Here is a 25,763-nt window from a genome sequence, read left to right as displayed (position 1 = left end):
TCCTCAAAGCTTGCCGCCGCTCAACGCGCGATAGGCAAGAATTGATCCGGTCACGAACAACAACGCAACCATCGCACCGGACGCGTAAGGGAAAACCATACTGTGCAGGTAAAAGGCGAAATCACTGCCGAACATATCAAGCGCAACGCGCAGGCCGTTTCCGAAGAACACCAGTCCGGTCAGAATGAACGCAATCGAAGACCACATCGGCTTCACCGTTGAACTGGTCACGAAAAAAAGACAGGCCGTCGCCATGCCAATCTGCAAAAACGCAAAAGCTATGTACATAAAGTCGTCCCGTCGCCTGCCCCGAAGCTTTTTTATGCCAAACCCGGGGTCCCGCGCAGCTTTGACCAGCTTCCCCAAGGTGGAAGTAATCCATTTTTCCTAAATGTCACAGGTAAATGTGCCCTTAAGAGAGCAAAATCACGCTACGTCACCTGGACGGCACACCCTAGGGATCTGCCGTAAATATCAGGTTTTCATCGTTTTTGAAGGATTACTCCGCCGCCACGACCGATGACCGCCCCGACCGCTTATGTTTGATCCGGTCCTCGATCTCATCGCGGAAATGGCGGATCAACCCCTGAATCGGCCAAGCCGCCGCATCTCCAAGGGCGCAGATCGTGTGCCCTTCGACCTGCTTTGTCACATCCAGCAGCATGTCGATCTCGTGCGGTTCGGCGTCGCCGCGCACCAGTCGATCCATCACGCGCATCATCCAGCCCGTACCCTCGCGGCAAGGCGTACACTGACCACAGCTTTCGTGCTTGTAGAACTTCGACAAGCGCCAAATCGCCTTGATGATATCGGTGTCGTTGTCCATCACGATCACGGCGGCCGTTCCCAGCCCCGACCGCTGTTCGCGCAGCCAGTCGAAATCCATGATCGCGTCTTCTTTCATCACCTTGCCGGGAATACACGGCACCGACGATCCACCCGGAATCACCGCTTTCAGGTTTTTCCAGCCGCCGCGAATACCACCGCAATGACGTTCGATCAGTTCTTCGAACGAAATCGACATTGCCTCTTCGACCACACAGGGCTGGTTCACATGACCAGAGATCGCAAACAGCTTGGTGCCCGAGTTGTTGGGACGCCCAAAGCCTGCGAACCACTCAGGCCCGCGGCGCAGAATGGTCGGCACAACGGCTATCGATTCAACGTTGTTAACCGTCGTCGGACAGCCGTAAAGCCCCGCACCCGCCGGGAATGGCGGCTTCATCCGCGGCATACCCTTCTTGCCCTCAAGGCTTTCCAGCAGCGCGGTTTCCTCGCCGCAAATATACGCGCCCGCGCCGTGATGCAGATAAATGTCGAAATCCCACCCCGACCCGGCGGCATTCTTGCCCACCAGACCAGCGTCATAGGCCTCATCGATCGCGGCCTGAAGCGCCTCTTTCTCGCGGATGTATTCGCCACGAATATAGATATAACAGGCGTGCGCCTGCATCGCGAAAGACGCAATCAGACAGCCTTCGACCAGCGTATGCGGATCGTGGCGCATGATCTCGCGGTCCTTGCAAGTCCCCGGCTCACTCTCGTCGGCATTCACCACCAGATAGCTCGGACGACCGTCGCTTTCCTTCGGCATGAAGGACCATTTCAGACCCGTCGGGAACCCCGCACCGCCACGACCACGAAGCCCCGAGGCCTTCATCTGATCGACGATCCAGTCGCGCCCCTTCTGGATGATACCCGCCGTGCCATCCCAATGGCCGCGCGCCTGCGCGCCCTTCAACGTGCGATCGTGCATCCCATAGATATTCGTGAAGATGCGGTCCTTGTCTTCGAGCATGTCTACCTCGTTATTCGTGCAGAGATGTCCTCTGCCCGTAAATCATTCCGTGTCGCGTCGTTTACGCCAGATTTGCCAGGTCACCACAAGGGCCCAAAAGAACCCGGCCAGCGCAAACAGGTCAAACAGGAAAACGTAGCGAGAGGGAAGCCCCAGTTCTCGGCCAACGAACTGCGCCAACATCCAAAGGATCATCGTTGACGCAATCACCACCGAAACAAGCCGAGCCTGTCGCGACTGTGACTTCTGATGGTTCCGATCGTCGCTCATATCGCTCATATGGTCCACTTTTTCGCGAGGCGCCATTGGCCGGCGCTCTCTTTGTTCCCTTCGAGAATGGCGGGGCGGTTTGTCGCCCTCACCTGATCTTGTGCGCGGCCCCAGGGGCCACGAAAAGCGCAAAAAGCCGGTCAGGCGCGCTTGGAAAACTCGGTCTCGCCGCCGCTTGCAAGCGTGCTGGCCTGAGATACCCAATTGTCGCGCGACACGCGTCCCTTGAAGCCTTCAAGGTTCTCGTCAACCCAGGCCACGTCGCTTTCGCCCCATGCGGCGATCTGGTCAAAATGCCAGTATCCCATTGAATTCAATAGCTTCTCAAGCTTTGGGCCGACGCCCTTGATTTTCTTGAGATCATCAGCACCTCCCTCGCGCGGGCCGTCCAATCCGGCAGGCTTGCCCTCTGCCGCAGCCGCAACAGGCGCGGGCGCCGCCTCAGCCTCAGCAGCCACAGGTGCAGGCTTCGGAGCTGGCGCGGCAACCGGTGCTGCAGGGCGAGCCGCTTGCGCTCCATCCGCAAATCCCCGGTACAGAACAACCGCCGCTGCCGCCGCCGGAAGCAACGCCAAAAACACTGCCGCCGAAATCGAGTAGTCACTGAGAACATACATCGCAACGAACGCAACCAGGAAGACAGCTCCAGCAATTGCTCCCACAATCGCAAGCGAGCCTTGAGTGTGTCGTGACATTAACGCGCCTCCAAATTCTTCTGACGGACCATGGATATATCAGGATTCGCGTTTAGGCAAAATTTCTGTTGATCCGATTAATCTGCAAGCACCTTGGCCTGCGCGACCCATTCATCGCGCGTCACGCGGCCCTTGAAACCCTCCAGATTGTCGTCGACCCAGGCGATCTCATCCGCCGTCCAGTTGGCGATCTGGTCAAAGTGGAAAAACCCAAGGCTGTTCAGAAGCTTTTCCAGCTTCGGCCCGACGCCCTTGATCTTTTTCAGATCATCCGCCTGACCGCCGCGCGCTTCGCCAAACCCTGCGGGCTTTGCGCCTTCGGGGGCAACGCTGCCCTGTTCGGGGCGGGCGATCTTTTTGGCTTTGGCCTCGGAAGAGGCCGGCTCCTTCGACCGGGCAAGAGTCTTGACCTCGGCCTCACGCGATTTGGTAATCGTGTCCCCGGCCGCAATCCAAGGCGTCAAAAGCGGCACCTCGGTGCCGTCGATCCGCTTGATCGTATCGCCGATATCGACCGCCGCCTGCGCACTGGCATTGTACTTGGCCCGACCACTTTCATGATCCTTCAAAGACGTAAGACCCCCCGCAGGCTCGGCCGCATAGCGCCCCTGCTGAGGCCCCGGCACAGGGACCTTACCCGCCGCCATCTCGTCAATGATCTCGCCCAGACGCGCCGCCGTCAGATCCTCGTAATAGTCCTTGCCGATCTGCGCCATCGGCGCATTCGCACAAGCCCCGAGGCATTCGACCTCTTCCCATGAAAACTTACCATCCGCGGACAGATCATGCGCACGTTTGGCGATCTTTTCCTTACAGACGCCAATCAGATCCTCAGCCCCGCAAATCATGCAGGACGTCGTGCCGCAGACCTGAATATGTGCAACCGATCCAACGGGTTGAAGCTGGAACATGAAGTAAAACGTCGCAACCTCAAGCACCCGGATATAGGCCATATCCAGCATCGCCGCGACCGCTTCCATCGCAGGCCGTGTCAGCCAGCCTTCCTGCTCCTGCGCGCGCCACAACAGCGGGATAATCGCGCTGGCCTGACGCCCTTCCGGGTACTTCTTGATCTGAGCCTCGGCCCAGGCAAGGTTGGCGTCGGTGAACGCGAAATGGTCGGGTTGGTCTTTGTGAAGTCGGCGCAGCATCAATTGGCTCCTGCGGCTATAAGGCTAAGGCCTGCACCTGCAACCGAGGCAACGCCCGCAGCCAGATGAGGTCCGTATTTCTTGCCCTTTCGGGCATAGATGAACGTATCAGCCGCACTTGCGACCGCGAAGGCGACAAACAGGCCAAAAAAGACAATGGGATCACCATGAATGGCGGCCCCAAGTGCCAGTACGAATAACGTGAGATACCGCCCGGCCATGACCTGAGGCAAGTCTTCCAGATGGTGATCGATGCGCGCCAATCCGGCCACCGGATCACGCATGACCAAAACGGTCAGACCATCCGTCACCAAAAGCGCCATCGCAGACACCAATATGAAAATCCCAGAAGCCATGCCTACCGATCAATCTCGCCGAACACGACATCCAGCGTGCCGATAATCGCCGCCACGTCCGCAAGCTGATGTCCCTTGGAAATATGATCCATGGCCTGCAAATGCAGGAAGCCCGGCGCACGGATCTTCGCGCGGTACGGCCGGTTCGTCCCGTCTGCCACCAGATACACACCAAACTCGCCCTTCGGTGCTTCCACAGCGGCATAGACCTCGCCCTCGGGAACGTGGAAGCCTTCGGTATACAGCTTGAAGTGGTGAATAAGCGCTTCCATCGAGGTCTTCATATCCCCTCGCGACGGCGGCGTGATCTTGCCCCGCGCCATCACGTCACCTGGCTCATTGCGCAACTTCTCGCAGGCCTGACGGATGATCTTCACCGACTCGCGCATCTCGGCCATCCGACACAGATACCGGTCATAACAATCGCCGTTCGTGCCGACCGGGATCTGGAAATCGAACTCGTCATAGCACTCATAAGGCTGCGAGCGCCGCAAATCCCATGCCATGCCGGACCCGCGCACCATCACACCCGAAAAGCCCCATTCCAAAGCCTCTTCCTGGCTAATCACGCAGATATCCACGTTGCGCTGCTTGAAGATCCGGTTCTCGGTCAACAGCCCGTCAATATCGGCCAGAGCGGCGGGGAATTCCTGTGCCCATGTGTCGATATCCTCGATCAGTTCGGGTGGCAGATCCTGATGCACACCACCGGGCCGGAAATACGCCGCATGAAGCCGCGCTCCGCAAGCCCGCTCATAAAACACCATCAGTTTTTCGCGCTCTTCAAAGCCCCAAAGCGGCGGCGTCAAAGCGCCAACGTCCAAAGCCTGCGTCGTGACGTTCAACAGGTGGTTCAGCACCCGGCCAATCTCGGAATACAAAACTCGGATCAGACTGGCGCGCCGCGGCACTTCGGTACCCGTCAGTTTCTCGATCGCCAGACACCAAGCGTGTTCCTGGTTCATCGGCGCCACATAATCCAGCCGGTCGAAATACGGCAAGTTCTGCAGATACGTCCGGCTTTCCATCAGCTTTTCGGTGCCACGATGCAAAAGCCCGATATGCGGATCGCACCGCTCGACGATCTCGCCGTCCAGCTCAAGCACCAGCCGCAAGACCCCGTGCGCCGCAGGGTGCTGCGGGCCGAAGTTGATGTTGAAATTCCGGATCTTCTGTTCGCCTGTCAAAGCGTCGTCGAAATTACCGTCCATCACATACGTCCTTTCCGGCTCCACGCGTCGGGCAATCCACCCAATGCGCGCGCCGCTGCATCATACTGCGGAGCGAGATACGCCGCCGCCGCCTGTCTTTGATCGGGGCTCATTGCAAGGCTCTGACCCACATGCACAGGGGCCAAAGCGCCCTGAACCCGCGAGATCCCCAGAAAATCGCAAATCCGCGCAAAACCCGGCCCCGCGACCATGTCCTCGAATACCTCAACCAAAAGCCGAGGCACCACCGCCAACCGCGCCAAGGCCCCCGCGTAATCCGATCGCATCACGATCTGATCCTCTTCACCCCGAAACACGCGCTTCAAGATGTTCGCACAGCGCCGCGCCGTCACCTCGCCCGCGTCATCCCGCCGTGCCGCGATCATCCGCACGTGGCTCCAAAGCCGCTCAACCGGATCGCGCAGAACATAAAGCATCCGCACGTCGCCCGTCATCCGCGCCATACGCTCCAAACGTTCCGACGGCAAAAGCGCATAAGCCGGGGTCATCTCCCCGACAACCTGCCCCGCCGCCGCGCCGCGCTGAACATAATCCAGATACACCGCCTCATCCTCGCCGCGCCGCAACACCTCAAGCCACTCGGCCCGATCTGCCAACCGCTGCAACTGCGCCGCACTCGGGGCCGCGCCCCGCACGGCAAGACGGTCCTTCAAAGCCAACTGCTGCGCCTGATGATGGTCGATTTGGCGATCAATCCGCCCGTGTTCCAACGCATCAAAATAATGCAGCTCCTTGATCGCGCGAAAATGGCATTCCGGATGGTCCGCCAACTGACGATGCAGCCAGCTTGTCCCGGCCTTCGCGGCACCCACGCAAAAGAACAGCACCGTCATGAGCGCGGGCCTTCCACATCTTCCTTGAACGCCATAATCCAAAGCAGAACCAAAGCAATCGCCGGCATTGCCGCCAGCGGTGCGAAATACTTCGAGATCCCATAGCGCGGCAACAGCTTCCAGAACGGGATAACCAGCAAGGCCACCCAGATCATCGCAAACAGAATTGGCAAACCGCCGCCCATGATCGCTACCCCTTGGCCTCGGCCTTATCGTCACCCGGAAGGATGTATTCGGCCCCTTCCCACGGCGACATGAAATCGAACTGACGATACTCCTGCACCAACGATACAGGCTCATACACCACGCGTTTCTGCTCCTCGTCGTAACGCAGCTCAGTATATCCCGTCGTCGGGAAGTCCTTACGCAAAGGATAGCCGCGGAACCCGTAATCAGTCAGGATCCTGCGCAGGTCGGGATGCCCCGAAAACAGAATGCCGAACATGTCGAAAACTTCGCGCTCGAACCAGTTCGCGCCGGAATGAACCCCTGTCAGCGACGGCACGATATCATCTTCGCGCACACCGACCTTCAGGCGAATGCGGTGGTTCTGATACATGCTGAGGAAGTGATACACCATATCGAACCGCTGATCGCGGTCCGGGTGATCGACGGCCGTGATATCAACCAGCGTCGAAAACCGGCACGTCGTGTCGGTCTTCAGAAACTCGACAAAACCGGGCAGCGACGATTGCGTCGCGTTGATCGTCAATTCGCCAAAAGCGATGTCCCATGAGATCACGCAGTCGGGGCGCTTCAACTCGATATGTGTTGCAAGCTCGGTGAGGGCCTCACTCATGGCATTGTCCTTTTGTCTTTGTCATCGACCGCCTCTGCCGTTGCGGTCGTCAGCGTCGAAGTGACGAAAAACGTGTTGAATTTCCGCTCTTCGCTGAACCAGATGCAGGTCACGACATCGCCGGAAATCACGCTTTCGACCGTCATGGCCGGACCACCGCTTTTCAGGCGGACAACGTCTCCCACCGAAATTCCGGTCGCATTGCTCATCTTGTAATTGAACCGGTCCGACGAATTTTGCGCTGCAACTGAAGGATGCCGTAAAGCAACGCCTCGGCCGTCGGAGGACAGCCCGGCACATAGACATCGACAGGCACAATCCGGTCGCAGCCGCGCACCACGGAATAGCTGTAATGATAATACCCGCCGCCATTCGCGCAGGATCCCATCGAAATCACATAGCGTGGCTCGGGCATCTGGTCGTAAACTTTGCGCAGCGCGGGTGCCATCTTGTTGGTCAACGTGCCGGCCACGATCATCAGATCGGACTGACGCGGCGAAGCGCGCGGCGCTGTACCGAACCGCTCAAGGTCATAGCGCGGCATCGAGGTGTGCATCATCTCGACCGCGCAGCAGGCCAGACCGAACGTCATCCAGTGCAAGGACCCGGTGCGCGCCCAATTCACGATATCGTCGGTCGAAGTCACAAGGAAACCTTTGTCCTGCAACTCTTTATTCAGCGTCTGCGTCGCAACCTCACGATCTGCACCCGCCGTGTTCAAGCCTGCGCTCACTCCCATTCGAGAGCTCCTTTTTTCCACTCATAGGCAAAACCGATGGTCAACACGACGAGGAACACCATCATCGACCAGAACGCGGCATCGCTCAGCCCCCCAAAGGCTACCGCCCAAGGGAACAGGAATGCGATTTCCAGGTCGAAAATGATGAAAAGGATCGAGACGAGGTAAAACCGCACATCGAATTTCATCCTTGCGTCGTCAAATGCGTTGAAACCACATTCGTAGGCCGAGAGTTTTTCCGGATCGGGATCGCTTGGCGCGGCAAACACCGCCGCCAGCAGCAAAACCGCTCCCAAAGCAATCGCAAGTCCCAGAAAGACAAGGATCGGCAGGTAGTCTCGAAGGATATCTTCCACGCGTCGGGCTCCGTCTGTGGACCGCGTCGTTTATCGCGCGCGGCCTTGTCGCCCTAATACCTACTTGTGCCTTGCGGCGGGGTCAACGCCGCGAGGCGGCTGAAACAGCATCAATTCGTCATGAACCGCAAAGGTCTGGAGGCCCGCTTCTGCGACAGCTCGCGCGCTCGCGCCGCAATTCACGGCGCCCGCCAAAAGCTATGCGCCAGTTTGTGCCGCCACGCTGGCAGGGGCACCGTCAAACCGTGCGCAACCCGACATCGATCCGGCGCCAGATCACAGCCACGATCCTGCACGTCCGGCTCCTGCAAACTCAGGTCGCGCCCGGCTGTTTCAGCCGGCCTGTGCTGCGGTCAGCAATTCAAGCGCAACCGCACCGTCATCAACCGACAATGCGCTTTCGGACATGGCCACCTGCACCACTTCGCCCACGTCATCGACTGATGGCGTCTCGCTAGCCTCGCCTTCCACAACGCTCGGCGGCAGCGGCGCAATCGGCGCCGAAGGGGCTGCATCCACCGGCACGTCGACCGACCCCGCCTCGGAGGTCACGCCCGGCTCGTCAACCGCGGTGGTCGGCACACCGCCCACATCCCCGCCCGCATCAGACGGTGCAACCTCCGTCACCAGAGCGGCAAAAATACTCGCCGGATCGGCCCCGCGTGCAATCCCCGAAGCCGCCAATCCCTGCGCATTTTTCGGCAGTTCAGCCCCGGCATCGCGAGCGGCAGCAACCGCCGCCTTGGCCTGTTGACCAACCGCCTCGCCCCGCCTGCCCGCTTCCGCGCCCGACGGTCTTGCATAGGCGGCAGCCTGATCTCCAATTGCACCAATCATCTATCGATTTCCTTATCGCTCCGGGTATCAATAGTCCGTCCGGGTGAACAAAAAGTTAGCGCATCCAGACCGCCGGACGCCGCTCAAAGAACGCTGCGGTCCCCTCGTCCACCTCGTCGCTCTCCCACCTCTTGACCAACGCATCCACACTTGCCGATATCACGCCCTCATCGATCACCGGCCCCAAATTGCGCACCAGTTGCTTGGCCTCCGCCACCGCCCCCGGCGCACAGGCGAAATACGGCGCTACCTCGCGCTCCACCGCCGCGTCCAGATCGTGCGCCGGAACCACTCGCGCCACCAACCCCAGATCCACCGCCTCGCCCACGTCAAACACCCGCGACGAAAAGAACACCCGCCGCGCCCGGGCGGCGCCGATCCGCGCCACGACATAGGGCCCTATCGTCGCGGGGATCAGCCCCAGCCGCGTCTCCGTAAGCCCGAATTTCGCGCCTTCCACGGCCACCACAAGATCACAGACTGACATCAAGCCAACGCCGCCCCCAAAGGCATTCCCCTGCACCCGCCCAATCACCGGCACATCCAATTCATTGAGCGATTTCAACATCATCGCCAGCGTCATCGCCTCGCGCCGCCGCGTCGCTGCATCCGCTACCATCTGTGCCCGCATCCAGTTCAGATCGCCGCCCGCACAAAACACGTCGCCTTCGGCCGCCAACACCACCACCCGGATGCTCGACGACGCCCCAATCCGCGCGGCCACTTCAGCCAGTTCCGCAATCATCTCCCCCGACATTGCATTGCGCTTTTCGGCTCGCTGCAAGGTCACCCGCGCCACCCCGCGCGCATCTTCTTCAAACCCGACCACCGTCATCCATCCGCCTCCCACAACCCAACCGCCACATCCGCCGCCGCGCGAAGGCGCTCTATTTCCAACCCGTGCTCAAATCCAGCCGCCTCCAGAAACGCCGCCAAACTCTCACTAGAGACATTCCCCGCGGCCCCCGGCGCATAAGGACAACCGCCCAACCCCGCAACCGAGGCATCGAACACCCTTACCCCCCGGCCCAGCGCCACCGAGACGTTCTCCAAAGCCCGCCCGAACGAGTCATGAAAATGCCCCGCCAAGGCCCGCGCCTCAACACGCTCCAACACCGCCCCAAGCATCGCATCCACCCGCTCAGGCGCAGCCCGCCCCAGCGTGTCCCCAAGCGACACTTCAAAACACCCCATGGTGCGCAATTCACCAGCCACCCGCGCCACCGCCTCAGGCGCGACCAGCCCATCATACGGACAATCCGTCACACAACTCACATAGCCTCGCACCGGCACGCCAACCTCACGCGCCCGCGCTAAAACAGGACGAAACCGCTCCAGACTCTCCGCAATCGAGGCATTGATATTGGCCTGACTGAAGCCTTCCGAGGCCGATGCAAACACCGCCACCTCATCTGCCCCGGCCTTCAAAGCCGCCTCAAGCCCGCGCATATTCGGCACCAAGGCTCCATACCGCACCCCCGATACCCGCGTTATTGCGCCCAATACCTCACCCGATCCCGCCATCTGCGGCACCCATTTCTCAGACACAAAACTCGCCACTTCGATCCGCCGAAACCCAACGAGGGACAAAGCGTCAACCAGCCTCACCTTCTCCGTCACCGAAATCGCGCGCGCCTCGTTCTGCAACCCGTCCCGCGGCCCCACCTCGACAATCTCGACCCGCTCACTCAAAGCGCAAATTCCATCTTTTTGGCAAAAATATCCCCGCGGGACGCACCGCGATGCGCAGCAACGCGGCGCAAACAAAAACCTCCCTCACGCCTCATCCTCCAGACGTACCAACTCCAAACCCGCCTCAACCTGATCGCCAGCCCGCACCAAGACCTCGCCCACAACACCGTCGCGTGCCGCCAACAACCGATGCTCCATCTTCATCGCCTCCAGCACCGCCAGCACATCTCCTTCGCGCACTGTATCCCCCGTCGACACCGCAACCCGTACGACACGCCCCGGCATCGGCGCCAAGACCGCGCCTTTGCGCTCCACACCGCCCCGCGCCAACGGGTCCGCTAAAGCCACGAAACCTCCACCGCGCCCAAACACCTGCACCCCACCCGAGGTCCGCATCGCCCTCAGCCCGACCTTTTCGCCATCCACCCGCCAACCATCAACCTCAGACACCAGTCGCAAAAGCTGCCCCGAAACCTCTACGTCCGCCCCCCCAGCCCGAGGCGTCACGCGCAGCACATCTTCTCCAATCCCGACAAAATGCGACAACGGCGCCCAAAGCGAAAACCCCTGCAAAGCACCACCCCCAAGCCCCAATGCCGTCACCGCCGCAATCGCGCGCGCCTCCTCGGACATCGGCGCATTCGCAACCAAACCCGCCCCATCGCGATCAATGATCCCGGTATCCACATCCCCGGACTGAAAGCCCTCGTGCGCCAAGAGCCGACTCAAAAACCCGACATTCGTCACAGTCCCGGCCACTTCCGTGCCCTCCAGCGCCCGCGCCATTCCGCGCAAAGCCGCCCTCCGATCCGCACCCCAAACCGTCAATTTCGCAATCATCGGATCGTAAAAACGCGGGATCACATCACCTTCGCTCACGCCGGTATCGACCCGCACCCCCTCGGGGAACCGCAAGTGCTCCAACGTCCCCACCGACGGCAAAAACCCGGCTTCTGCATCCTCCGCATAGAGCCGCGCCTCCATCGCATGTCCCGAAATCGCCAGGTCACCCTGCGAAACCGGCAAGCCTTCTCCCCCCGCGACCCGCAACTGCCACTCCACCAGATCAACGCCCGTGATCGCTTCCGTCACCGGATGCTCGACCTGCAAGCGCGTGTTCATCTCCATGAACCAGAACCGATCCGCGCGCAGCCCCTCAGAGGCATCGACAATAAACTCCACCGTCCCCGCACCCTTATAACCAACAGCCTCAGCCGCCCGCACCGCCGCCGAACACATCGCCGCGCGCACGTCTTCCGTCATCCCCGGCGCCGGCGCCTCCTCGATCACCTTCTGATGCCGCCGCTGTAACGAGCAATCGCGCTCAAACAAATGTACCGCCCGCGTGCCGTCCCCAAACACCTGAACCTCGATATGCCGAGGCTTGGTTACATACTTCTCAATCAAAACCGCATCGTTGCCGAACGCGCCCAGCGCCTCGGCCTTTGCACTCTCCAACGCATCCATGAAGCCCGCAGGCCCATCCACGCGCCGCATCCCCTTGCCGCCACCGCCGGCGACCGCCTTGATCAAGACCGGAAAACCAATCTCCGCCGCCTCGACCTCCAAATGCCCCGGCTCCTGATCCTCCCCATGATACCCAGGCACCACAGGCACCCCCGCATCGGCCATCAAGGCCTTGGCGCGGTCCTTCAACCCCATCGCGCGGATCGCCTCTGCCGACGGCCCCACAAAGATCAACCCCGCCGCCTCAACCGCCCCAACGAACGCCGCGTTCTCGCTCAAAAACCCATACCCCGGATGCACCGCATCCGCGCCCGCCTCCAACGCCGCCATGATGATCTGATCGCCGCGCAGATAACTCTCGCCCGGAGCCGCCCCGCCAATCCGCACCGCACGATCCGCAAGGTCCACATGCCGCGCCCGCGCATCCACGTCCGAATAGACCGCAACCGTCTCGATCCCCATCTTGCGCGCCGTCTCAATCACCCGACAAGCAATCTCGCCCCGGTTCGCAATCAGCAATGTTGAAATCATCCGCACCACCCCTGCCGCCGCCCGCCGTCGTAAAAACGCGCATGTCCCGCCGAGACCATCACACCCGCAATATCGCGCCCGTCCACGCGCATCACCGCCAGACGCCGGTCAAACCGATCCCGCCCCCGAAAGGCAAAATCCACCACCCTCGCCCGCGCAATCTCACCCGCCAGATACCGCTCCGCCGCCCGCGCTCGCGCGGCTTCCGACGCACATTGCGCGCGAAACGACTCCGGCGTGTCAAACCCCATCAGCCGCACCCGGTCCACGCCGCCGCCACAATCCACATCCACCGTGTCGCCATCCACGATCCGCGTGATCTCGCACCCCGGCAATTCAGCCGCCTCGTGCTCACCCACGACTGACGCACAGCCAAACCCGACGACCACCACCGCGACCCAAGCGAATGCGCGCGCGCCCCTCACGACCCACCACCTTTACCCTTTCTCAAATACCACCGCCGGAGGCCCGATATCCTCTTAAAATCCCATGACACGACCGAACGCTCGCACCGACGTGAAACCGACGTGAAACCGACGTTGTACCGACGTCCCATCCTACATCCGAAACACGCCAAAACGTGTCTCCTCGATCGGCGCGTTCAGCGAAGCTTTCAGACTCAGAAACAACACATCCCGAGACTTCCGCGGATCAATAATCCCGTCATCCCAAAGCCGCGCCGAAGCATACAAAGGATGCGACTGCCGCTCGAACATCTCCAAAGTCGGCTCCTTGAACGTCGCCTCGTCTTCGTCCGACCAACTCCCGCCAGACCGTTCAATCCCAGCCCGCTTCACACTCGCCAGAACCCCCGCAGCCTGTGCACCGCCCATCACCGAAATCCGCGAGTTCGGCCATGTCCACAGGAACCTGGGCGAATACGCCCGCCCAGCCATTCCATAGTTCCCAGCCCCAAACGAGCCACCAATAATCATCGTGATCTTCGGCACGTTCGTCGTCGCGACCGCCGTCACCATTTTCGCCCCGGCCCGCGCGATCCCCGCGTTCTCATAAGCCCGTCCGACCATGAACCCGGTGATATTCTGCAAGAAAACCAATGGAATACGCCGCTGTGAACACAGTTCCACAAAATGCGCACCCTTCTCGGCACTCTGCGCCAACAACACTCCGTTGTTGGCAATGATCCCGACTGGACAGCCCATCACATGCGCAAACCCGCAGACCAAGGTCTCGCCAAACCGCGCCTTGAACTCATCAAACCGCGAGCCATCGACCAGCCGCGCAATCACCTCACGACAGTCATAAGCCTCCCGCAAATCCCCCGGCACAACCCCGAGCAATTCGCCCGGATCATAGGCCGGATCCTCAGGCGTGGCCCAAACCACGTTGTCCGGCACCCGCCGGTTCAAATTCCCAACAGTCTGCCGCGCCAAAGCCAAAGCATGCGCATCATCTTCGGCCAGATAATCTGCAACACCGGACAAGCGCGTGTGCACATCGCCGCCGCCCAGATCCTCCGCCGAGACCACCTCACCCGTCGCCGCCTGCACCAAAGGCGGCCCCGCCAGAAATATAGTCCCCTGATCTTTCACGATAATCGTCACATCCGACATTGCAGGCACATAAGCTCCGCCCGCCGTGCAAGACCCCATCACCACCGCGATCTGCGCAATTCCCGCCGCCGACATCCGTGCCTGATTATAGAAAATCCGCCCGAAATGATCGCGGTCGGGAAAGACCTCATCCTGATTGGGCAGGTTCGCCCCGCCTGAATCCACCAGGTAAACACACGGCAAATGACAGGTCTCGGCAATCTCCTGAGCGCGCAAATGCTTCTTCACGCTCATCGGATAATACGTCCCGCCCTTCACGGTCGCATCATTGCAAATGACCATGACGTCAATGCCTTGCACGCGCCCCACGCCGGCAATCATGCCAGCACCGGGCGCGGCCCCGTCATACATTCCATGCGCTGCCGTCGCGCCCACTTCCAGAAACACAGACCCCGGATCCAGCAATCCCGCCACTCGGTCGCGCGGCAACATCTTACCCCGCCCCACATGCCTCTCCCGCGCTTTTTCACCACCACCCGACGCCGCCAGAGCCACCGCCTCACCTGCAACCTCCAAAGCCTCCAGATTGGCTGTCTCATTGGCCCGAAAGGCATCCGAAGACGGCGACACCGCCGAGATCAGTTTCATCGACGACGCTCCTGCAAACGGTCTTCAAGACGCAAAGCCTGCCGCCCCGTAAGGTCCAGCAAGCACGCGGCATTTGCCGGACCGCCGCCCGTTCCGCCACCCCATGTGCTGAATTCATAAGCGCAGCTTGCGTCGCGAAAGCGGATCCAGGCCCGCTGCATCTCGCGCAAAGCAAGCACCGTGTCCGGCACCCGCAATTCCATCCGTTCAGCCTCATCCATCACAAGCTGCTCAACACGCCGCAGCTCGGCATAGGCGGCATTCAGACGATCGTCCCATTCCCCAAGCTCGCGGCCCAGACAAAACCCCATGCCAACTGTCGATCCCCCCGAGGGCTTTGACATGCAATACTGCGCCGCAGTCCCAATGCAATCGAACCGCACGGCCCCTTCGGCCTCGGCCAGACAGACCTGCGTCGGCGCCATGGTGAAGGAAATATCCTGCGCCCCCGCCGATCCTACACCGATGCCCATCAAAGCCATCAAGGCAAAGACAAACCTCACGTCCCCGCCTCCGTCACATCCACCGCACCCTCGATGATGCGCTCATTCACCTCCAGCCAGCGCGCGCGATAGCCAAACCGCGCCGCGGCCGCGACATCGTTCTGAAACGCCACATTCACACCCGCGCCGACGGCCGCCCCGATGATCGGCGTCACCTGAGCCAGTTTGCGCGTCGACAGGTTCACCCCCAAAGTCGTCGCCACCCGCCGTGTCGCCGCCAGAGTTCCGCTGGTCTGCCCCGTCAGCCGCACGATCTTCTGCCAGCTTTCGGGATCGATCTCACTTCGCTCACGCTCCAGCCGCTTCATCGCATCGCCCTTTTCCTCGGCCGAGTTCGCCCCAGCCAAATTCAGGACTTCCAGAATATAAACCCGCTCGACCTCGCTATCGCCGCCAAAGCCATAGCAAAGCCCCGTCAGCCGCACGGTGCGCAGCGCCAAAGCAATCGTCGCCGGAACATCCACCGCCAAACCCAAAGCGCCAAAGGCGCCCGCCGCACCGCCGCCTGTCGCCGCATAACCCAGCGCCCAGCGTCGCACATCCGCTACCGCGTCCTCGCAGGCCTCAAGGTCAGCGAAATCATGCTGAACGGCCGCCTTGCGGATCGAACTCGACGCCGCCCAATCCGCCCCCCGGATCGCCAATTCAACCGCTTCCGGCGGGATCAGGCGGTGGGTCAGCAAACCAACCGGCTTGGACAACGACCGCATCATGCGCGGCAAGGCCGAGGGCGGCGCGGCGCGGTACGCGTCCTGCTCGGCCAGCACCCGGTTCAGCCCCGGCTTGGTCTCGATTTCCCTCACGTCGCATCCTCCAGATCTTCACGCCCACGCGCACTATATAGGGACGCAACTGCCGAAACCCGATGATTTGCCCGGTTCTCCAGCACCGCCACCGCCATGCCGACCGGCAAAAACAAGGCCGCCTTGCCCAGCACCACAAGAACGACACCCACGCCGGAAACCAGCGTCGCGTCCATCAGCCACCGCACGATCAACAGGACGGCAAAGGCCAGCACCAGCTCGGGCAATATCCCGATCACCAGCCGAAACGGACTCCACCAACCCCGATGTTCAACCAGACACATCCCCGCCCCGCAAACATCACAGGCGACTGCCTCGGCGCTCTGTCCGCCCAAACCGCCTTCCGCCGTGCCAAGCAGCGGGAAATACCGCAAGACAGCGCCACACTCGGTGCAGCGAAACCCCGACATCCGGGACATCAATGCACCGAACGCCCTCATGCCTCAGGCCCGCCATCCGGCGCCATCAAAGTGCCTTGCCGACTGAACAGGTAAACCCGCGCGTCTGCATCGCCGCCGCACCGTACGGCAATCCAAACCAACCCCGTCCCCGGCACCCCGACGCAGTCCATCTCGTCGCCGCCGGTTTCCGCCACGAACAACGCGGCGCCAGCCTCGATCACATCCGTCTCGCTCGGCACGCTCTTGTTGCCCAACCACAGCCCGAAGGCCGCCGCCCCTAGACACAAGACAATCGTCGCCCGCACGACCTGTCTCGGCATCTTGATATAGGGCGACATACTCATCGCCGCCCCGCACCCGCCACCACAGGCAAAGCACCTCCAAAGACCATCGCGACCCTCACGCCATCGCCCCCATCATCTCGCGCCCGATCAACATCCGCCGAATTTCTGACGTGCCCGCACCGATCTCCATCAGTTTCGCATCCCGAAACAGCCGCGCCACCGGCGCATCCGCCATGAACCCGGCCCCGCCCATCGCCTGCACCGCCTGATGCGCCTGCGTCATCGCGACCTCAGCTGAATACAGACAACACGCCGCCGCATCCGCCCGCGTCACATCGCCCCGATCACAGGCCCTGGCCACCTCGTAGACATAGGCCCGCGCCGAATTCATCGCCGTATACATGTCCGCAATCTTGCCCTGCATCAGCTGAAACGACCCGATCGGCTGCCCAAACTGCTTGCGGCTTGCAACATAGGGCATGACCTCGTCCAGACAGGCAGCGATAATCCCCGGCCCGATCCCCGCCAACACGACCCGTTCGTAATCCAGACCCGACATCAATACCCGCACTCCGCGCCCTTCCTCCCCCAGCACATTCTCAACCGGCACTTCCACGTCAACAAAGATCAACTCCGCCGTGTTCGACCCGCGCATCCCCAGCTTGTCGAAATGCGGAGAAGTCGAAAAGCCCGACATTTCCTTTTCGATGATGAATGCCGTGATCCCCTTCGAGCCCGCAGCTGGATCCGTTTTGGCATAAACCACCAGAACATCCGCGTCCGGCCCGTTGGTGATCCAGTATTTCGAGCCGTTCAGCACATAGACATTACCGCGCCGCTCGGCTTTCAGCGACATCGACACTACATCCGATCCCGCCCCGGAATCGCTCATTGCCAAAGCGCCCACATGCGCGCCCGTGACCAGCTTCGGCAGATACCGCGCTTTCTGCGCCTCGGTCCCGTTCAGGTGGATTTGGTTCACACAGAGGTTCGAATGCGCACCGTACGACAGCGCCACTGACGCGCTGGCCCGCGCGATTTCCTCGACCGCGACCGCATGCGCCAGATACCCAAGCCCCGTCCCGCCATGGTCCTCGCCAACCGTGATCCCCAAAAGACCAAGCGCGCCCATTTCGGCCCAAAGCTCATTCGGAAAGCTGTTTGAGGCATCGATCTCGCCAGCAAGCGGCGCGACGCGTTCCTGCGCCCAGCGATGCACCAGATCGCGAAGCGCGCCCACGTCCTCGCCCAAATCAAACCGCATAGAACTGGCAAACATCGCATCGACTTCCCGTTAATGAACGCTTGTTCAATTAATACAGGTTAACGCCAAACCGGTCAATCGCGCTCACACACGTTGACCCTTTGCAACAACGCCAATGCAACGTAGGCAGATTACATGGACTATTCCGCCGTCTTTGCCATTCTCGTCCCGATCGCGGTGATCCAGACCGTCGGTTGGGCCACGCCGGGACCGAACCATCTGACCGTTATCACGGCATCCGTAACGGCGGGCCGTGCAGCGGGTCTGCGCGCAGCCATGGGCATCGCCGCCGGGGCTCTTACGTGGTCGATGATCGCCGTCTCGGGGATCGCTGTGATTTTTGAGCTATTCCCGCCGCTTTATCTGGCTTTGCGCGTGATCGGCGGCGGCTATCTTATCTATCTGGGAATAAACGCTTTTCGCGCAGCACGGCGTGGCGGTGTTTTCAAACTGTCACCTGATATGGCCTCGCCCGCCACAACTGCGCCGTTCCGTACCGCCTATCTGGTGATGATGACCAACCCCAAGGCGGCGCTGTTTTTCGGCTCAATCCTCACGGCTTTCATTCCGCCAGATGGTGCGGTCTGGTTGATGGTCGTGATCGCCTTCCAGATTGGACTTCTTGCGGCAATTCTGAACTCGATCGCTGCCCTTTTCTTTTCCACCGGCTCCGTTATGCGCGCGTTCGAAAACGCAAGCTACGCGGTCTCGATCGTCTTCGGAGTACTTTTCTGTGGCCTTGGGGCGCTTGTTCTCTGGGATATCGCTCAAGAATTTCTGTAGTAACTCAGATTTACTTCAGCAAAACTTCCGAAATCATGTCCAAATCGTCATAACTGTTAAGCATGGCATCCGGCGTTAAACGCGCAATGCCCGGCCCCTCCGGACCAAACGCAACCAACACGCAAGGCACGCCCACCGCACGCGCCGTTTTCACGTCCGTTTCGGTGTCACCGACCAAGATCGAGGTCTCGACCGCGCCACCCGCCTGCTCGACACAGGCAATATACGGCGCCGCATCCGGTTTGCGCGTGGCCAGCGTATCGGCTCCGACAAGCGCGCCAAAAAGCCCGCGAACCCCCAGTTTCTGCATCAAAGTTTCGGCCAGCCCTTCTGGCTTGTTGGTGCAGATCGCCGTGCGGTACCCCGCCGCCAAAAGCCGCTCAACAGCCGCCTCGGCACCTGGATAAAGCGTTGTGTGAACGTCAATATGATCGCCGTAGTGCTTGAGAAGTTTGGGATATTGCAGATCCACATCCGCCTCGAATGTCGCACGATCCAGCCGTGAAAACCCCAGGCGCAGCATGGCCCGCCCCCCGTGAAACGCGGTTAACTGATCCGTCAACGGGTCCAGCAATGCCCCATGACCCAACCCCTCGAAACAGGCGTTTGCCGCCGCGATCAGATCGGCACTTGTGTCCGCAAGGGTTCCATCCAGATCAAAAACAACCGTCTTCATAGCTTCTCCATCGGCAAAAGACTGCAAACTGATGTAACCTCGCGCAACATCAAGTGAAGCCCTCCCGACTTGCGGACTGGCCCAATGCGGCTAAAACGGCAAGCAACAAAAGGAAAGAGCAGGCATGTCGATCCACCTCATCGTTCTCGCAGCAGGGAGCGGCTCGCGCATGGAATCCGACCTCCCCAAGGTCCTCCACCAGATCGCCGGCGCCCCGATGATTACCCACGTTTTGAGTGTCGCCCACGCCATCGAAACGGACGTGCGCGTCGTCGTGGTCGGCCACGGCGGCGACGCTGTGCGCGATACGGTCATTAACCTTGATGAAGATATCCGCGTCGTCGAGCAGGACCAGCAGCTCGGAACTGCCCACGCCGTCACCATGGCCGTGCCTGTTCTCAAGGATGCCACCGGCGACGCCGTCGTCCTTTATGGCGACACGCCCTTCATTCGCCCCGATACCCTGTCAGCCATGTCCGCCGCCCGAAAGGACGGGGCCGATATCGTCGTTCTCGGGTTCAACGCCGCCGATCCAGGTCGTTACGGTCGTCTGTTGACCGACGGCGATACGCTGACGCGGATTGTCGAATGGAAGGACGCAACCGAAGTCGAGCGCGCTGTAACTCTATGTAATTCCGGCGTTATCATGGCCGAAGCATCCACGCTCCTTCGTCTGGCAGGCGCCGTTGGCAACGGTAATGCGGCGGGCGAGTATTACCTCACCGATATTGTTGAACTTGGTCGCACAGAAGGCCTGACATCCAAAGTCGTTACCTGCCCCGAAGCCGAGACGCTTGGCATCAACACCCGCGCAGACCTTGCTGCAGCCGAAGCCGTCTTTCAGGCGAACGCGCGACGGGATGCCATGAACAACGGCGTCACTCTCCTCGCCCCCGACAGCGTTTACTTTTCTTACGATACCCATTTCGGACGAGATGCCATTGTCGAACAACACGTGGTTTTCGCGCGCGGCGTCACGGTTGAAAGTGGCGCCACGATTCGTGCCTTTTCGCACCTCGAAGGCGCGCACGTCGGCGCAGGTTCGGTCGTCGGCCCCTACGCGCGTCTGCGTCCTGGCGCCGAGCTTTCCAACGACGTCAAGATCGGCAATTTCGTTGAAATCAAGAACGCAACCATCGCCGACGGCGCCAAGGTGAACCATCTTTCCTATATCGGCGACGCTGAAATCGGTGCCGAAACCAACGTCGGCGCCGGCACGATTACCTGCAATTATGACGGTGTTTTCAAGCACAAGACCAAGATCGGCGAGCGCGTCTTCATCGGTTCGAACACCATGCTGGTGGCCCCTGTCACCGTCGGCAACGAAGCGATGACGGCGACCGGCACAATCGTCACGCGCGATGTGCCCGACGGCGATATGGCCATTGGCCGGCCACGACAGGAAAACAAGACGGGCCTCGCCCGCCGCCTGTTTCAAAAACTGCGGGCGGCCAAAGCTGCCGTTAAGAAAGGTTAACCCATGTGTGGCATCGTCGGAATTCTCGGAAATCACGAAGCGGCACCGACACTTGTCGAAGCGCTGAAACGGCTGGAATACCGCGGCTACGACAGCGCAGGCATCGCGACGGTCGATAGCGGCAAACTCGAACGCCGACGCGCGGTGGGCAAGCTCGTTAACCTTTCCGACCTCCTCGTTCACAATCCATTAGCCGGAAAAAGCGGAATCGGACACACCCGCTGGGCGACCCACGGCGCACCCACGGTGACCAACGCCCACCCGCATCAATCCGGACCGGTCGCCGTTGTGCACAACGGCATAATCGAAAATTTCAAGCAACTGCGCACGGACCTGGCAGACAAGGGTTACACCGCCCAGTCCGAAACCGACACCGAAACCATTTCCCTGCTTGCCCAGTCTTATCTCGATCAGGGTCTGGCTCCTCGCGACGCCGCCGAACAGACGATCGCGCGGTTGGAGGGAGCTTTTGCATTGGCGTTTCTGTTCGATGGCGAAGACGACCTGATCGTCGCCGCACGCAAAGGCTCGCCGCTTGCAGTGGGGCACGGCGACGGCGAAATGTTCCTTGGTTCGGACGCCATCGCCCTTGCGCCCATGACCGACCGGATCACCTATCTTGAAGAAGGCGACCGCGCCGAAATAACACGGGCAGGCGTTACGATTTTCGACGCCAAGGGCCAGCGCGCAAACCGTGATATCCGCCGCGTTCTGATCGATGCCAGTCAGATCGAAAAGGGCGGCCACAAACACTTCATGGCCAAGGAAATCGCCGAACAACCGACTGTTCTGGCGGACACGATCAAACACTACATCACCGAAAACGGACTGAACCTCCCGGACAATACTCCGGATTTCACTCAAATTGATCGCATTGTCATGGTTGCCTGCGGCACTGCGTATCTCGCCTGCGCAACGGCAAAATACTGGATCGAGCGGTTCGCCCAAATTCCGGTCGAAGTCGATATCGCCTCCGAATTCCGCTACCGCAGCCCGCCCATCGGCCCCAGAACACTTGCGATCTTCGTCTCGCAGTCGGGTGAAACCGCCGACACCCTCGCGGCGCTGCGTCACGTCGCGGAAAAAGCGCGGATCCTCTCCGTGGTCAACGTCGCCGAAAGCTCGATCGCGCGCGAAAGCGACATCGCATTACCGATCCTTGCGGGCACTGAAATCGGCGTCGCCTCGACCAAGGCCTTCACCTGCCAGTTGACGGTTCTTCTCGCGCTAGCTCTCAAGGCCGGACAGGATCGCGGCATGCTTTCGGCCGAGGATCTGCGATCCCATGTCGCTGACTTTCACACTCTGCCCGGCCGAATCTCGTCGGCTCTTGGGGCAAACGAAGCCATTGCGGCAATCGCAAAGGACTTGTCAAAGGCTCGCGACATACTCTTTCTCGGGCGTGGCCAGATGTATCCAATTGCCTTGGAAGGCGCGTTAAAACTGAAAGAAATCAGCTATATACACGCAGAGGGTTACGCCAGCGGTGAGTTGAAGCATGGCCCCATCGCGCTGATTGATCCTGCGGTTCCGGTGATTGTCATGGCACCGCGCGACACGCTTTTCGACAAGACCGTTTCGAACATGCACGAGGTCATGGCGCGCGGTGGCCGGGTCGTCCTTGTGACCGACAGTGCCGGCGCAAAAGAGGCAGGCGACGGTACGACTGCGGTCATCACCATGCCCGAAATCTCCGATTTGCTCGCGCCAATTCTCTACGCGATCCCTGCGCAGTTGCTGGCCTATCACACCGCCGTCGCAAAAGGCACCGACGTGGATCAGCCACGCAATCTGGCGAAATCGGTCACTGTCGAATGACCTTGGATGACGCGCTTGCCGACCTGAAGCGGACCGCGGACGCTACAAAATCCGCCGAAATGGCGCGCTATCATAAAGCCGAACGCCCCTATCTTGGCGTCGCCAACCCCGTGATCGACGAGTGCACAAGAAACTGGCGCAAGACACTTGATCTCGACAGCCGCCTGCGGCTTGCGGCCGATCTTTGGGACACGAATATTCACGAAGCGCGCATCGCGGCGGCCAAGCTTCTGACCCAGGCCCGCATTCGCCCAAACGATTCGGCCGCTTGGGAGCTGATCCAGAATTGGGTTCCGGACTTCGACGCATGGGCCATCGCCGACCACGCTTCGATCGCCGGTCAAAAGCGGCTGGTGTGGGATCCTACCCGCCTCGATGCGGTGGAGTTGTGGACCGGATCAGATCACATGTGGACGCGTCGGGCGGCACTCGTCATGACGCTTCCATGGACCAAAAACCGAGACCCGAAACCGGACGAAATTGGGCAGCGGGAACGCATCCTCGGATGGGCCGCCGCATATGTGAGCGATCCCGATTGGTTCATCCAAAAGGCCGTCGCCTGGTGGCTTCGCGACCTGTCAAAGCGAGATCCGAACCGCACGCGCGCATTTATCGACGCCCATGGTGACCAGATGAAACCCTTCGCACGAAAAGAAGCCACGCGCCTTCTAGGCTGATGTTTAAGACAGCATGTACCGGTCCCATTTCAGCCCCTTTCGCGCAAAACCCGCCGCATGATTTTGCCTGTCGCTGTCACGGGCAGGGCCTCCAGAAACTCGACCGCGCGCGGCGCAACATGCGGACTGACCCGGTCGCGCACGCGCTGGATCAACCGCTCGCTCAGACCCTCAACAGGGGCGCCTTCACGGACGACGACGAAGGCCTTAACGATTTCCGTCCGCGCCGGATCCGGGACACCAACAACCGCTGCGTTAACCACGTCCGGGTCACCGATCAGACAGTTTTCGATCTCGGTCGGCCCAATTCGATACCCCGCCGAGGTGATGACATCGTCGTCGCGCCCGACGTATGTAAGATAGCCTTCCTCGTCCGCGCGCCCCAGATCGCCGGTGCGCAGCCAGTCGCCGACGAACTTCTCCTTCGTTTTATCCGGCAAATTCCAATACCCGAGAAACATCACAGGATCACCGCGCCTGACCGCGATCTCACCAACCTCCCCCGCCGGCAATGGCGTTCCACTTTCGTCGATAATCGCGACCTCATGCCCCGGAACAGCGCGCCCCATCGTGCCGGGCTTCGTCACTCCCAGACCTGCACTCGAAGAGACGACCAGATTACATTCGGTCTGACCATATAGTTCGTTAATCGGAGCACGTAATTCGTTAACACCCCAGGCCAGAAAATCCGCGCCGAGGCTTTCTCCACCCGAACCGATCGCCCGCGTTGAAAGCCCTCGCGGCACCTCCACCTGACGCATCATCTTCAAGGCCGTGGGCGGCAAGAACATGATCGAAATCCGCTCGTCCCGGATCAGACGAAACGCGGCCTCGGGGTCGAACTTGCGCATACGCTGCGACACCAACGGCAGACCAAAATACAAGGTCGGCATAGCCAGATCCATCAACCCCCCGATCCATGCCCAATCCGCCGGAGTCCAGGCGATATCGCCTGCGCGTGGCCGCTCCAGAACCATCTCGACCGATGGCAGGTGCCCGAGCAGAAATCGATGCGCGTGGAGCGCGCCTTTGGGTGCGCCAGTCGTACCGCTGGTGTAGATCAGAACGGCCGGGTCTTCGGCGCCGACCTGCGCGGCACGAAAATCAACCTGCGCCCCGGCCAAGGCGTCTTCCCACGACACGATGCGTGGCGCGCCCGCCGCTGATACCCCGCCTTTCGTCACGATGGTGTGAAGGGCCGACCCTGCCGCCGCGCCGACCAGCTTATCAAGATGCGCCGCATCCGTGACAGCCACGACTGCGCCGCTGTCGATCAACCTATACGACAGTGCGTCTTCACCAAACAAAGTAAACAAAGGTAAAACCACCGCCCCAAGCTTCATCGCGGCGAAATGCGCAACCATCACTTCGGGACACTGCGACAACAAGATCGCCACGCGATCTCCCTTTCTGACGCCCGCATGACGCATCGCTGCTGCCAGACGGTCCGAAGCGTCTTTCAGCCTGCCAAAGGTCCAGACGACGCGCGTTCCATCCTCTGCCAGATCAATGATCGCCGTGCGGTCAGGAGACATGCGCGCCCAGTCGTCGCAACAGGCGCGCGCCATGGAAAAGTCCGGTTGGACCCGCCATGTGAATGCACGATTGACCTCGGCCCAATTGCCTGCCGGAAGTAGACTTAGATCACTGATATTCATAAATATTTACTTCCACCAATGACGTCAAATCCACATCGAGAAGGCGCAATGCAGCCAGCGATATACGTCCGCTGCCAGTGCCAACCAGCAACTCTACGTCCACTTCCCTGTCGCTGTCTTTCAGCGCGATACGCCCCTGTCCGTTTGCCGAAACAAGATCGGTTTCCACCCAGAAACCGGTCCGTCCGGGATCGCCCAGACTGAGAACCGCTTCCCCCAGAAGAACCCCTTCCTGCGCGGGCTCAAGCGCGGCCACGCGCTGCGCCTCGGTCGTCGTATCGAACTCGTCAACACTCCGCGCGTCGGCCGGAGGAGCCACGACATCCAATGCGTCAGCGACTACAACTTCAGGTGGCGCAACTACCGGTTCGGACTGCGAAACACAGCCCGCAAGCGCGAACGCAACTCCTATTCCGAACGACTTTCGCATCACATTTACCTCCCGAAATAACGCGCTTCCCGCCCCCTCGGCCCTTGCGGCGAGCCCGACGTCACCTTACC

General features: G+C 60.6%; 31 protein-coding genes. 4 read left to right on the top strand and 27 right to left on the bottom strand.

The genetic code is table 11. The features are described from left to right. Window positions 1–3: 3 nt before the first annotated feature. The 24 genes from BOA8489_RS12130 to BOA8489_RS12015 form a co-directional block, all read right to left on the bottom strand. Complete coding sequence (locus BOA8489_RS12130; RefSeq protein ID WP_141138289.1) at window positions 4–288, bottom strand: hypothetical protein; 285 nt, start codon at window positions 286–288, stop codon at window positions 4–6. Window positions 289–499: 211 nt separating this feature from the next. Then, on the bottom strand, window positions 500–1,798 hold the full coding sequence (gene nuoF, locus BOA8489_RS12125; RefSeq protein WP_093974297.1) for an NADH-quinone oxidoreductase subunit NuoF: 1,299 nt from the start codon (window positions 1,796–1,798) through the stop codon (window positions 500–502). Between the two features lie 42 nt (window positions 1,799–1,840). Further along, entirely contained in the window at window positions 1,841–2,077 is a 237-nt protein-coding gene (locus tag BOA8489_RS12120) for a DUF5337 domain-containing protein (protein ID WP_245813813.1), read from the bottom strand. A 131-nt stretch (window positions 2,078–2,208) separates the two neighbouring features. After that, on the bottom strand, window positions 2,209–2,763 hold the full coding sequence (locus BOA8489_RS12115; protein WP_093974296.1) for a helix-hairpin-helix domain-containing protein: 555 nt from the start codon (window positions 2,761–2,763) through the stop codon (window positions 2,209–2,211). 77 nt (window positions 2,764–2,840) lie between these two features. Continuing rightward, window positions 2,841–3,914: an NADH-quinone oxidoreductase subunit NuoE gene (gene nuoE / locus BOA8489_RS12110; RefSeq protein WP_093974295.1), complete on the bottom strand. Its 1,074-nt coding sequence runs from the start codon at window positions 3,912–3,914 to the stop codon at window positions 2,841–2,843. After that, on the bottom strand, window positions 3,914–4,270 hold the full coding sequence (locus tag BOA8489_RS12105; protein WP_093974294.1) for a hypothetical protein: 357 nt from the start codon (window positions 4,268–4,270) through the stop codon (window positions 3,914–3,916). The genes nuoE and BOA8489_RS12105 overlap by 1 nt, the downstream gene beginning before the upstream one ends. A 2-nt stretch (window positions 4,271–4,272) precedes the next feature. After that, window positions 4,273–5,481 carry an NADH-quinone oxidoreductase subunit D gene (locus BOA8489_RS12100; protein WP_093974293.1) on the bottom strand — a complete coding sequence of 403 codons (1,209 nt, stop codon included), beginning with the start codon at window positions 5,479–5,481 and terminating at the stop codon, window positions 4,273–4,275. Then, entirely contained in the window at window positions 5,481–6,335 is an 855-nt protein-coding gene (locus tag BOA8489_RS12095; protein WP_093974292.1) for a sulfotransferase, read from the bottom strand. Before BOA8489_RS12095 ends, BOA8489_RS12100 begins: the two co-directional genes overlap by 1 nt. Beyond that, the gene (locus BOA8489_RS12090; RefSeq protein WP_093974291.1) at window positions 6,332–6,520 is read right to left on the bottom strand and encodes a hypothetical protein; all 189 of its coding nucleotides are present in this window, start codon (window positions 6,518–6,520) and stop codon (window positions 6,332–6,334) included. The genes BOA8489_RS12095 and BOA8489_RS12090 overlap by 4 nt, the downstream gene beginning before the upstream one ends. A 5-nt stretch (window positions 6,521–6,525) precedes the next feature. Next, window positions 6,526–7,134, bottom strand: a complete 609-nt coding sequence (locus tag BOA8489_RS12085) for an NADH-quinone oxidoreductase subunit C (RefSeq protein WP_093974290.1) — start codon at window positions 7,132–7,134, stop codon at window positions 6,526–6,528. Beyond that, on the bottom strand, window positions 7,131–7,343 hold the full coding sequence (locus BOA8489_RS12080) for a YodC family protein (RefSeq protein ID WP_093974289.1): 213 nt from the start codon (window positions 7,341–7,343) through the stop codon (window positions 7,131–7,133). The genes BOA8489_RS12085 and BOA8489_RS12080 overlap by 4 nt, the downstream gene beginning before the upstream one ends. Then, a complete protein-coding gene (locus tag BOA8489_RS12075) occupies window positions 7,340–7,873 on the bottom strand; it encodes a NuoB/complex I 20 kDa subunit family protein (protein WP_093974288.1) in 534 nt (177 codons plus the stop codon). Before BOA8489_RS12075 ends, BOA8489_RS12080 begins: the two co-directional genes overlap by 4 nt. Beyond that, a complete protein-coding gene (locus BOA8489_RS12070) occupies window positions 7,864–8,229 on the bottom strand; it encodes an NADH-quinone oxidoreductase subunit A (protein ID WP_093974287.1) in 366 nt (121 codons plus the stop codon). Before BOA8489_RS12070 ends, BOA8489_RS12075 begins: the two co-directional genes overlap by 10 nt. Before the next feature lie 333 nt (window positions 8,230–8,562). After that, on the bottom strand, window positions 8,563–9,066 hold the full coding sequence (locus BOA8489_RS12065; RefSeq protein WP_093974286.1) for a hypothetical protein: 504 nt from the start codon (window positions 9,064–9,066) through the stop codon (window positions 8,563–8,565). Window positions 9,067–9,121: 55 nt separating this feature from the next. After that, a complete protein-coding gene (locus BOA8489_RS12060) occupies window positions 9,122–9,901 on the bottom strand; it encodes a crotonase/enoyl-CoA hydratase family protein (protein WP_093974285.1) in 780 nt (259 codons plus the stop codon). Continuing rightward, window positions 9,898–10,758 (bottom strand): hydroxymethylglutaryl-CoA lyase, encoded by an 861-nt coding sequence (locus BOA8489_RS12055; protein WP_093974284.1) that lies wholly within the window; start codon window positions 10,756–10,758, stop codon window positions 9,898–9,900. The genes BOA8489_RS12060 and BOA8489_RS12055 overlap by 4 nt, the downstream gene beginning before the upstream one ends. Window positions 10,759–10,842: 84 nt before the next feature. Continuing rightward, window positions 10,843–12,756: an acetyl/propionyl/methylcrotonyl-CoA carboxylase subunit alpha gene (locus tag BOA8489_RS12050; RefSeq protein WP_093974283.1), complete on the bottom strand. Its 1,914-nt coding sequence runs from the start codon at window positions 12,754–12,756 to the stop codon at window positions 10,843–10,845. Next, window positions 12,753–13,181, bottom strand: coding sequence for a thermonuclease family protein (locus BOA8489_RS12045; protein ID WP_093974282.1), 429 nt, complete (start codon window positions 13,179–13,181; stop codon window positions 12,753–12,755). Before BOA8489_RS12045 ends, BOA8489_RS12050 begins: the two co-directional genes overlap by 4 nt. Window positions 13,182–13,313: 132 nt before the next feature. Next, on the bottom strand, window positions 13,314–14,918 hold the full coding sequence (locus tag BOA8489_RS12040) for a carboxyl transferase domain-containing protein (RefSeq protein WP_093974281.1): 1,605 nt from the start codon (window positions 14,916–14,918) through the stop codon (window positions 13,314–13,316). Further along, complete coding sequence (locus BOA8489_RS12035) at window positions 14,915–15,421, bottom strand: lysozyme inhibitor LprI family protein (RefSeq protein ID WP_245813812.1); 507 nt, start codon at window positions 15,419–15,421, stop codon at window positions 14,915–14,917. The genes BOA8489_RS12040 and BOA8489_RS12035 overlap by 4 nt, the downstream gene beginning before the upstream one ends. Beyond that, entirely contained in the window at window positions 15,418–16,224 is an 807-nt protein-coding gene (locus BOA8489_RS12030; protein WP_093974280.1) for an EcsC family protein, read from the bottom strand. Before BOA8489_RS12030 ends, BOA8489_RS12035 begins: the two co-directional genes overlap by 4 nt. Continuing rightward, window positions 16,221–16,664: a hypothetical protein gene (locus tag BOA8489_RS12025; RefSeq protein ID WP_093974279.1), complete on the bottom strand. Its 444-nt coding sequence runs from the start codon at window positions 16,662–16,664 to the stop codon at window positions 16,221–16,223. Before BOA8489_RS12025 ends, BOA8489_RS12030 begins: the two co-directional genes overlap by 4 nt. Further along, complete coding sequence (locus BOA8489_RS12020) at window positions 16,661–16,963, bottom strand: hypothetical protein (RefSeq protein WP_176440287.1); 303 nt, start codon at window positions 16,961–16,963, stop codon at window positions 16,661–16,663. The genes BOA8489_RS12025 and BOA8489_RS12020 overlap by 4 nt, the downstream gene beginning before the upstream one ends. Before the next feature lie 61 nt (window positions 16,964–17,024). Further along, complete coding sequence (locus tag BOA8489_RS12015) at window positions 17,025–18,188, bottom strand: acyl-CoA dehydrogenase family protein (protein ID WP_093974277.1); 1,164 nt, start codon at window positions 18,186–18,188, stop codon at window positions 17,025–17,027. A gap of 120 nt (window positions 18,189–18,308) precedes the next feature. On the opposite strand from BOA8489_RS12015, the gene BOA8489_RS12010 reads away from it, so the two are divergent. After that, window positions 18,309–18,956, top strand: a complete 648-nt coding sequence (locus tag BOA8489_RS12010; RefSeq protein ID WP_093974276.1) for a LysE family translocator — start codon at window positions 18,309–18,311, stop codon at window positions 18,954–18,956. Between the two features lie 10 nt (window positions 18,957–18,966). On the opposite strand, the gene BOA8489_RS12005 is transcribed toward BOA8489_RS12010, so the two are convergent. Further along, complete coding sequence (locus BOA8489_RS12005) at window positions 18,967–19,632, bottom strand: HAD-IA family hydrolase (RefSeq protein WP_093974275.1); 666 nt, start codon at window positions 19,630–19,632, stop codon at window positions 18,967–18,969. Between the two features lie 124 nt (window positions 19,633–19,756). Between BOA8489_RS12005 and glmU the strand changes: the two genes are divergently transcribed. Genes glmU through BOA8489_RS11990 form a run of 3 tightly spaced genes read left to right on the top strand, consistent with a single transcriptional unit; the run spans window position 19,757 to window position 23,604 of the window. Then, window positions 19,757–21,109, top strand: a complete 1,353-nt coding sequence (gene glmU, locus BOA8489_RS12000) for a bifunctional UDP-N-acetylglucosamine diphosphorylase/glucosamine-1-phosphate N-acetyltransferase GlmU (RefSeq protein WP_093974274.1) — start codon at window positions 19,757–19,759, stop codon at window positions 21,107–21,109. Between the two features lie 3 nt (window positions 21,110–21,112). Continuing rightward, window positions 21,113–22,927, top strand: coding sequence for a glutamine--fructose-6-phosphate transaminase (isomerizing) (gene glmS, locus BOA8489_RS11995; RefSeq protein WP_093974273.1), 1,815 nt, complete (start codon window positions 21,113–21,115; stop codon window positions 22,925–22,927). Next, on the top strand, window positions 22,924–23,604 hold the full coding sequence (locus BOA8489_RS11990; RefSeq protein WP_093974272.1) for a DNA alkylation repair protein: 681 nt from the start codon (window positions 22,924–22,926) through the stop codon (window positions 23,602–23,604). Before glmS ends, BOA8489_RS11990 begins: the two co-directional genes overlap by 4 nt. Window positions 23,605–23,633: 29 nt before the next feature. On the opposite strand, the gene BOA8489_RS11985 is transcribed toward BOA8489_RS11990, so the two are convergent. After that, the gene (locus BOA8489_RS11985; protein WP_093974271.1) at window positions 23,634–25,262 is read right to left on the bottom strand and encodes an AMP-binding protein; all 1,629 of its coding nucleotides are present in this window, start codon (window positions 25,260–25,262) and stop codon (window positions 23,634–23,636) included. Then, window positions 25,249–25,692 (bottom strand): hypothetical protein, encoded by a 444-nt coding sequence (locus BOA8489_RS11980; RefSeq protein WP_093974270.1) that lies wholly within the window; start codon window positions 25,690–25,692, stop codon window positions 25,249–25,251. The genes BOA8489_RS11985 and BOA8489_RS11980 overlap by 14 nt, the downstream gene beginning before the upstream one ends. Between the last annotated feature and the right edge of the window lie 71 nt (window positions 25,693–25,763).

It is taken from the genome of Boseongicola aestuarii, from assembly GCF_900184815.1.
GTDB classification, from domain to species: Bacteria; Pseudomonadota; Alphaproteobacteria; order Rhodobacterales; family Rhodobacteraceae; genus Boseongicola; species Boseongicola aestuarii.
Note: the sequence above shows the minus strand (reverse complement) of the source record. Positions and strands in the feature narration are given on the sequence as shown.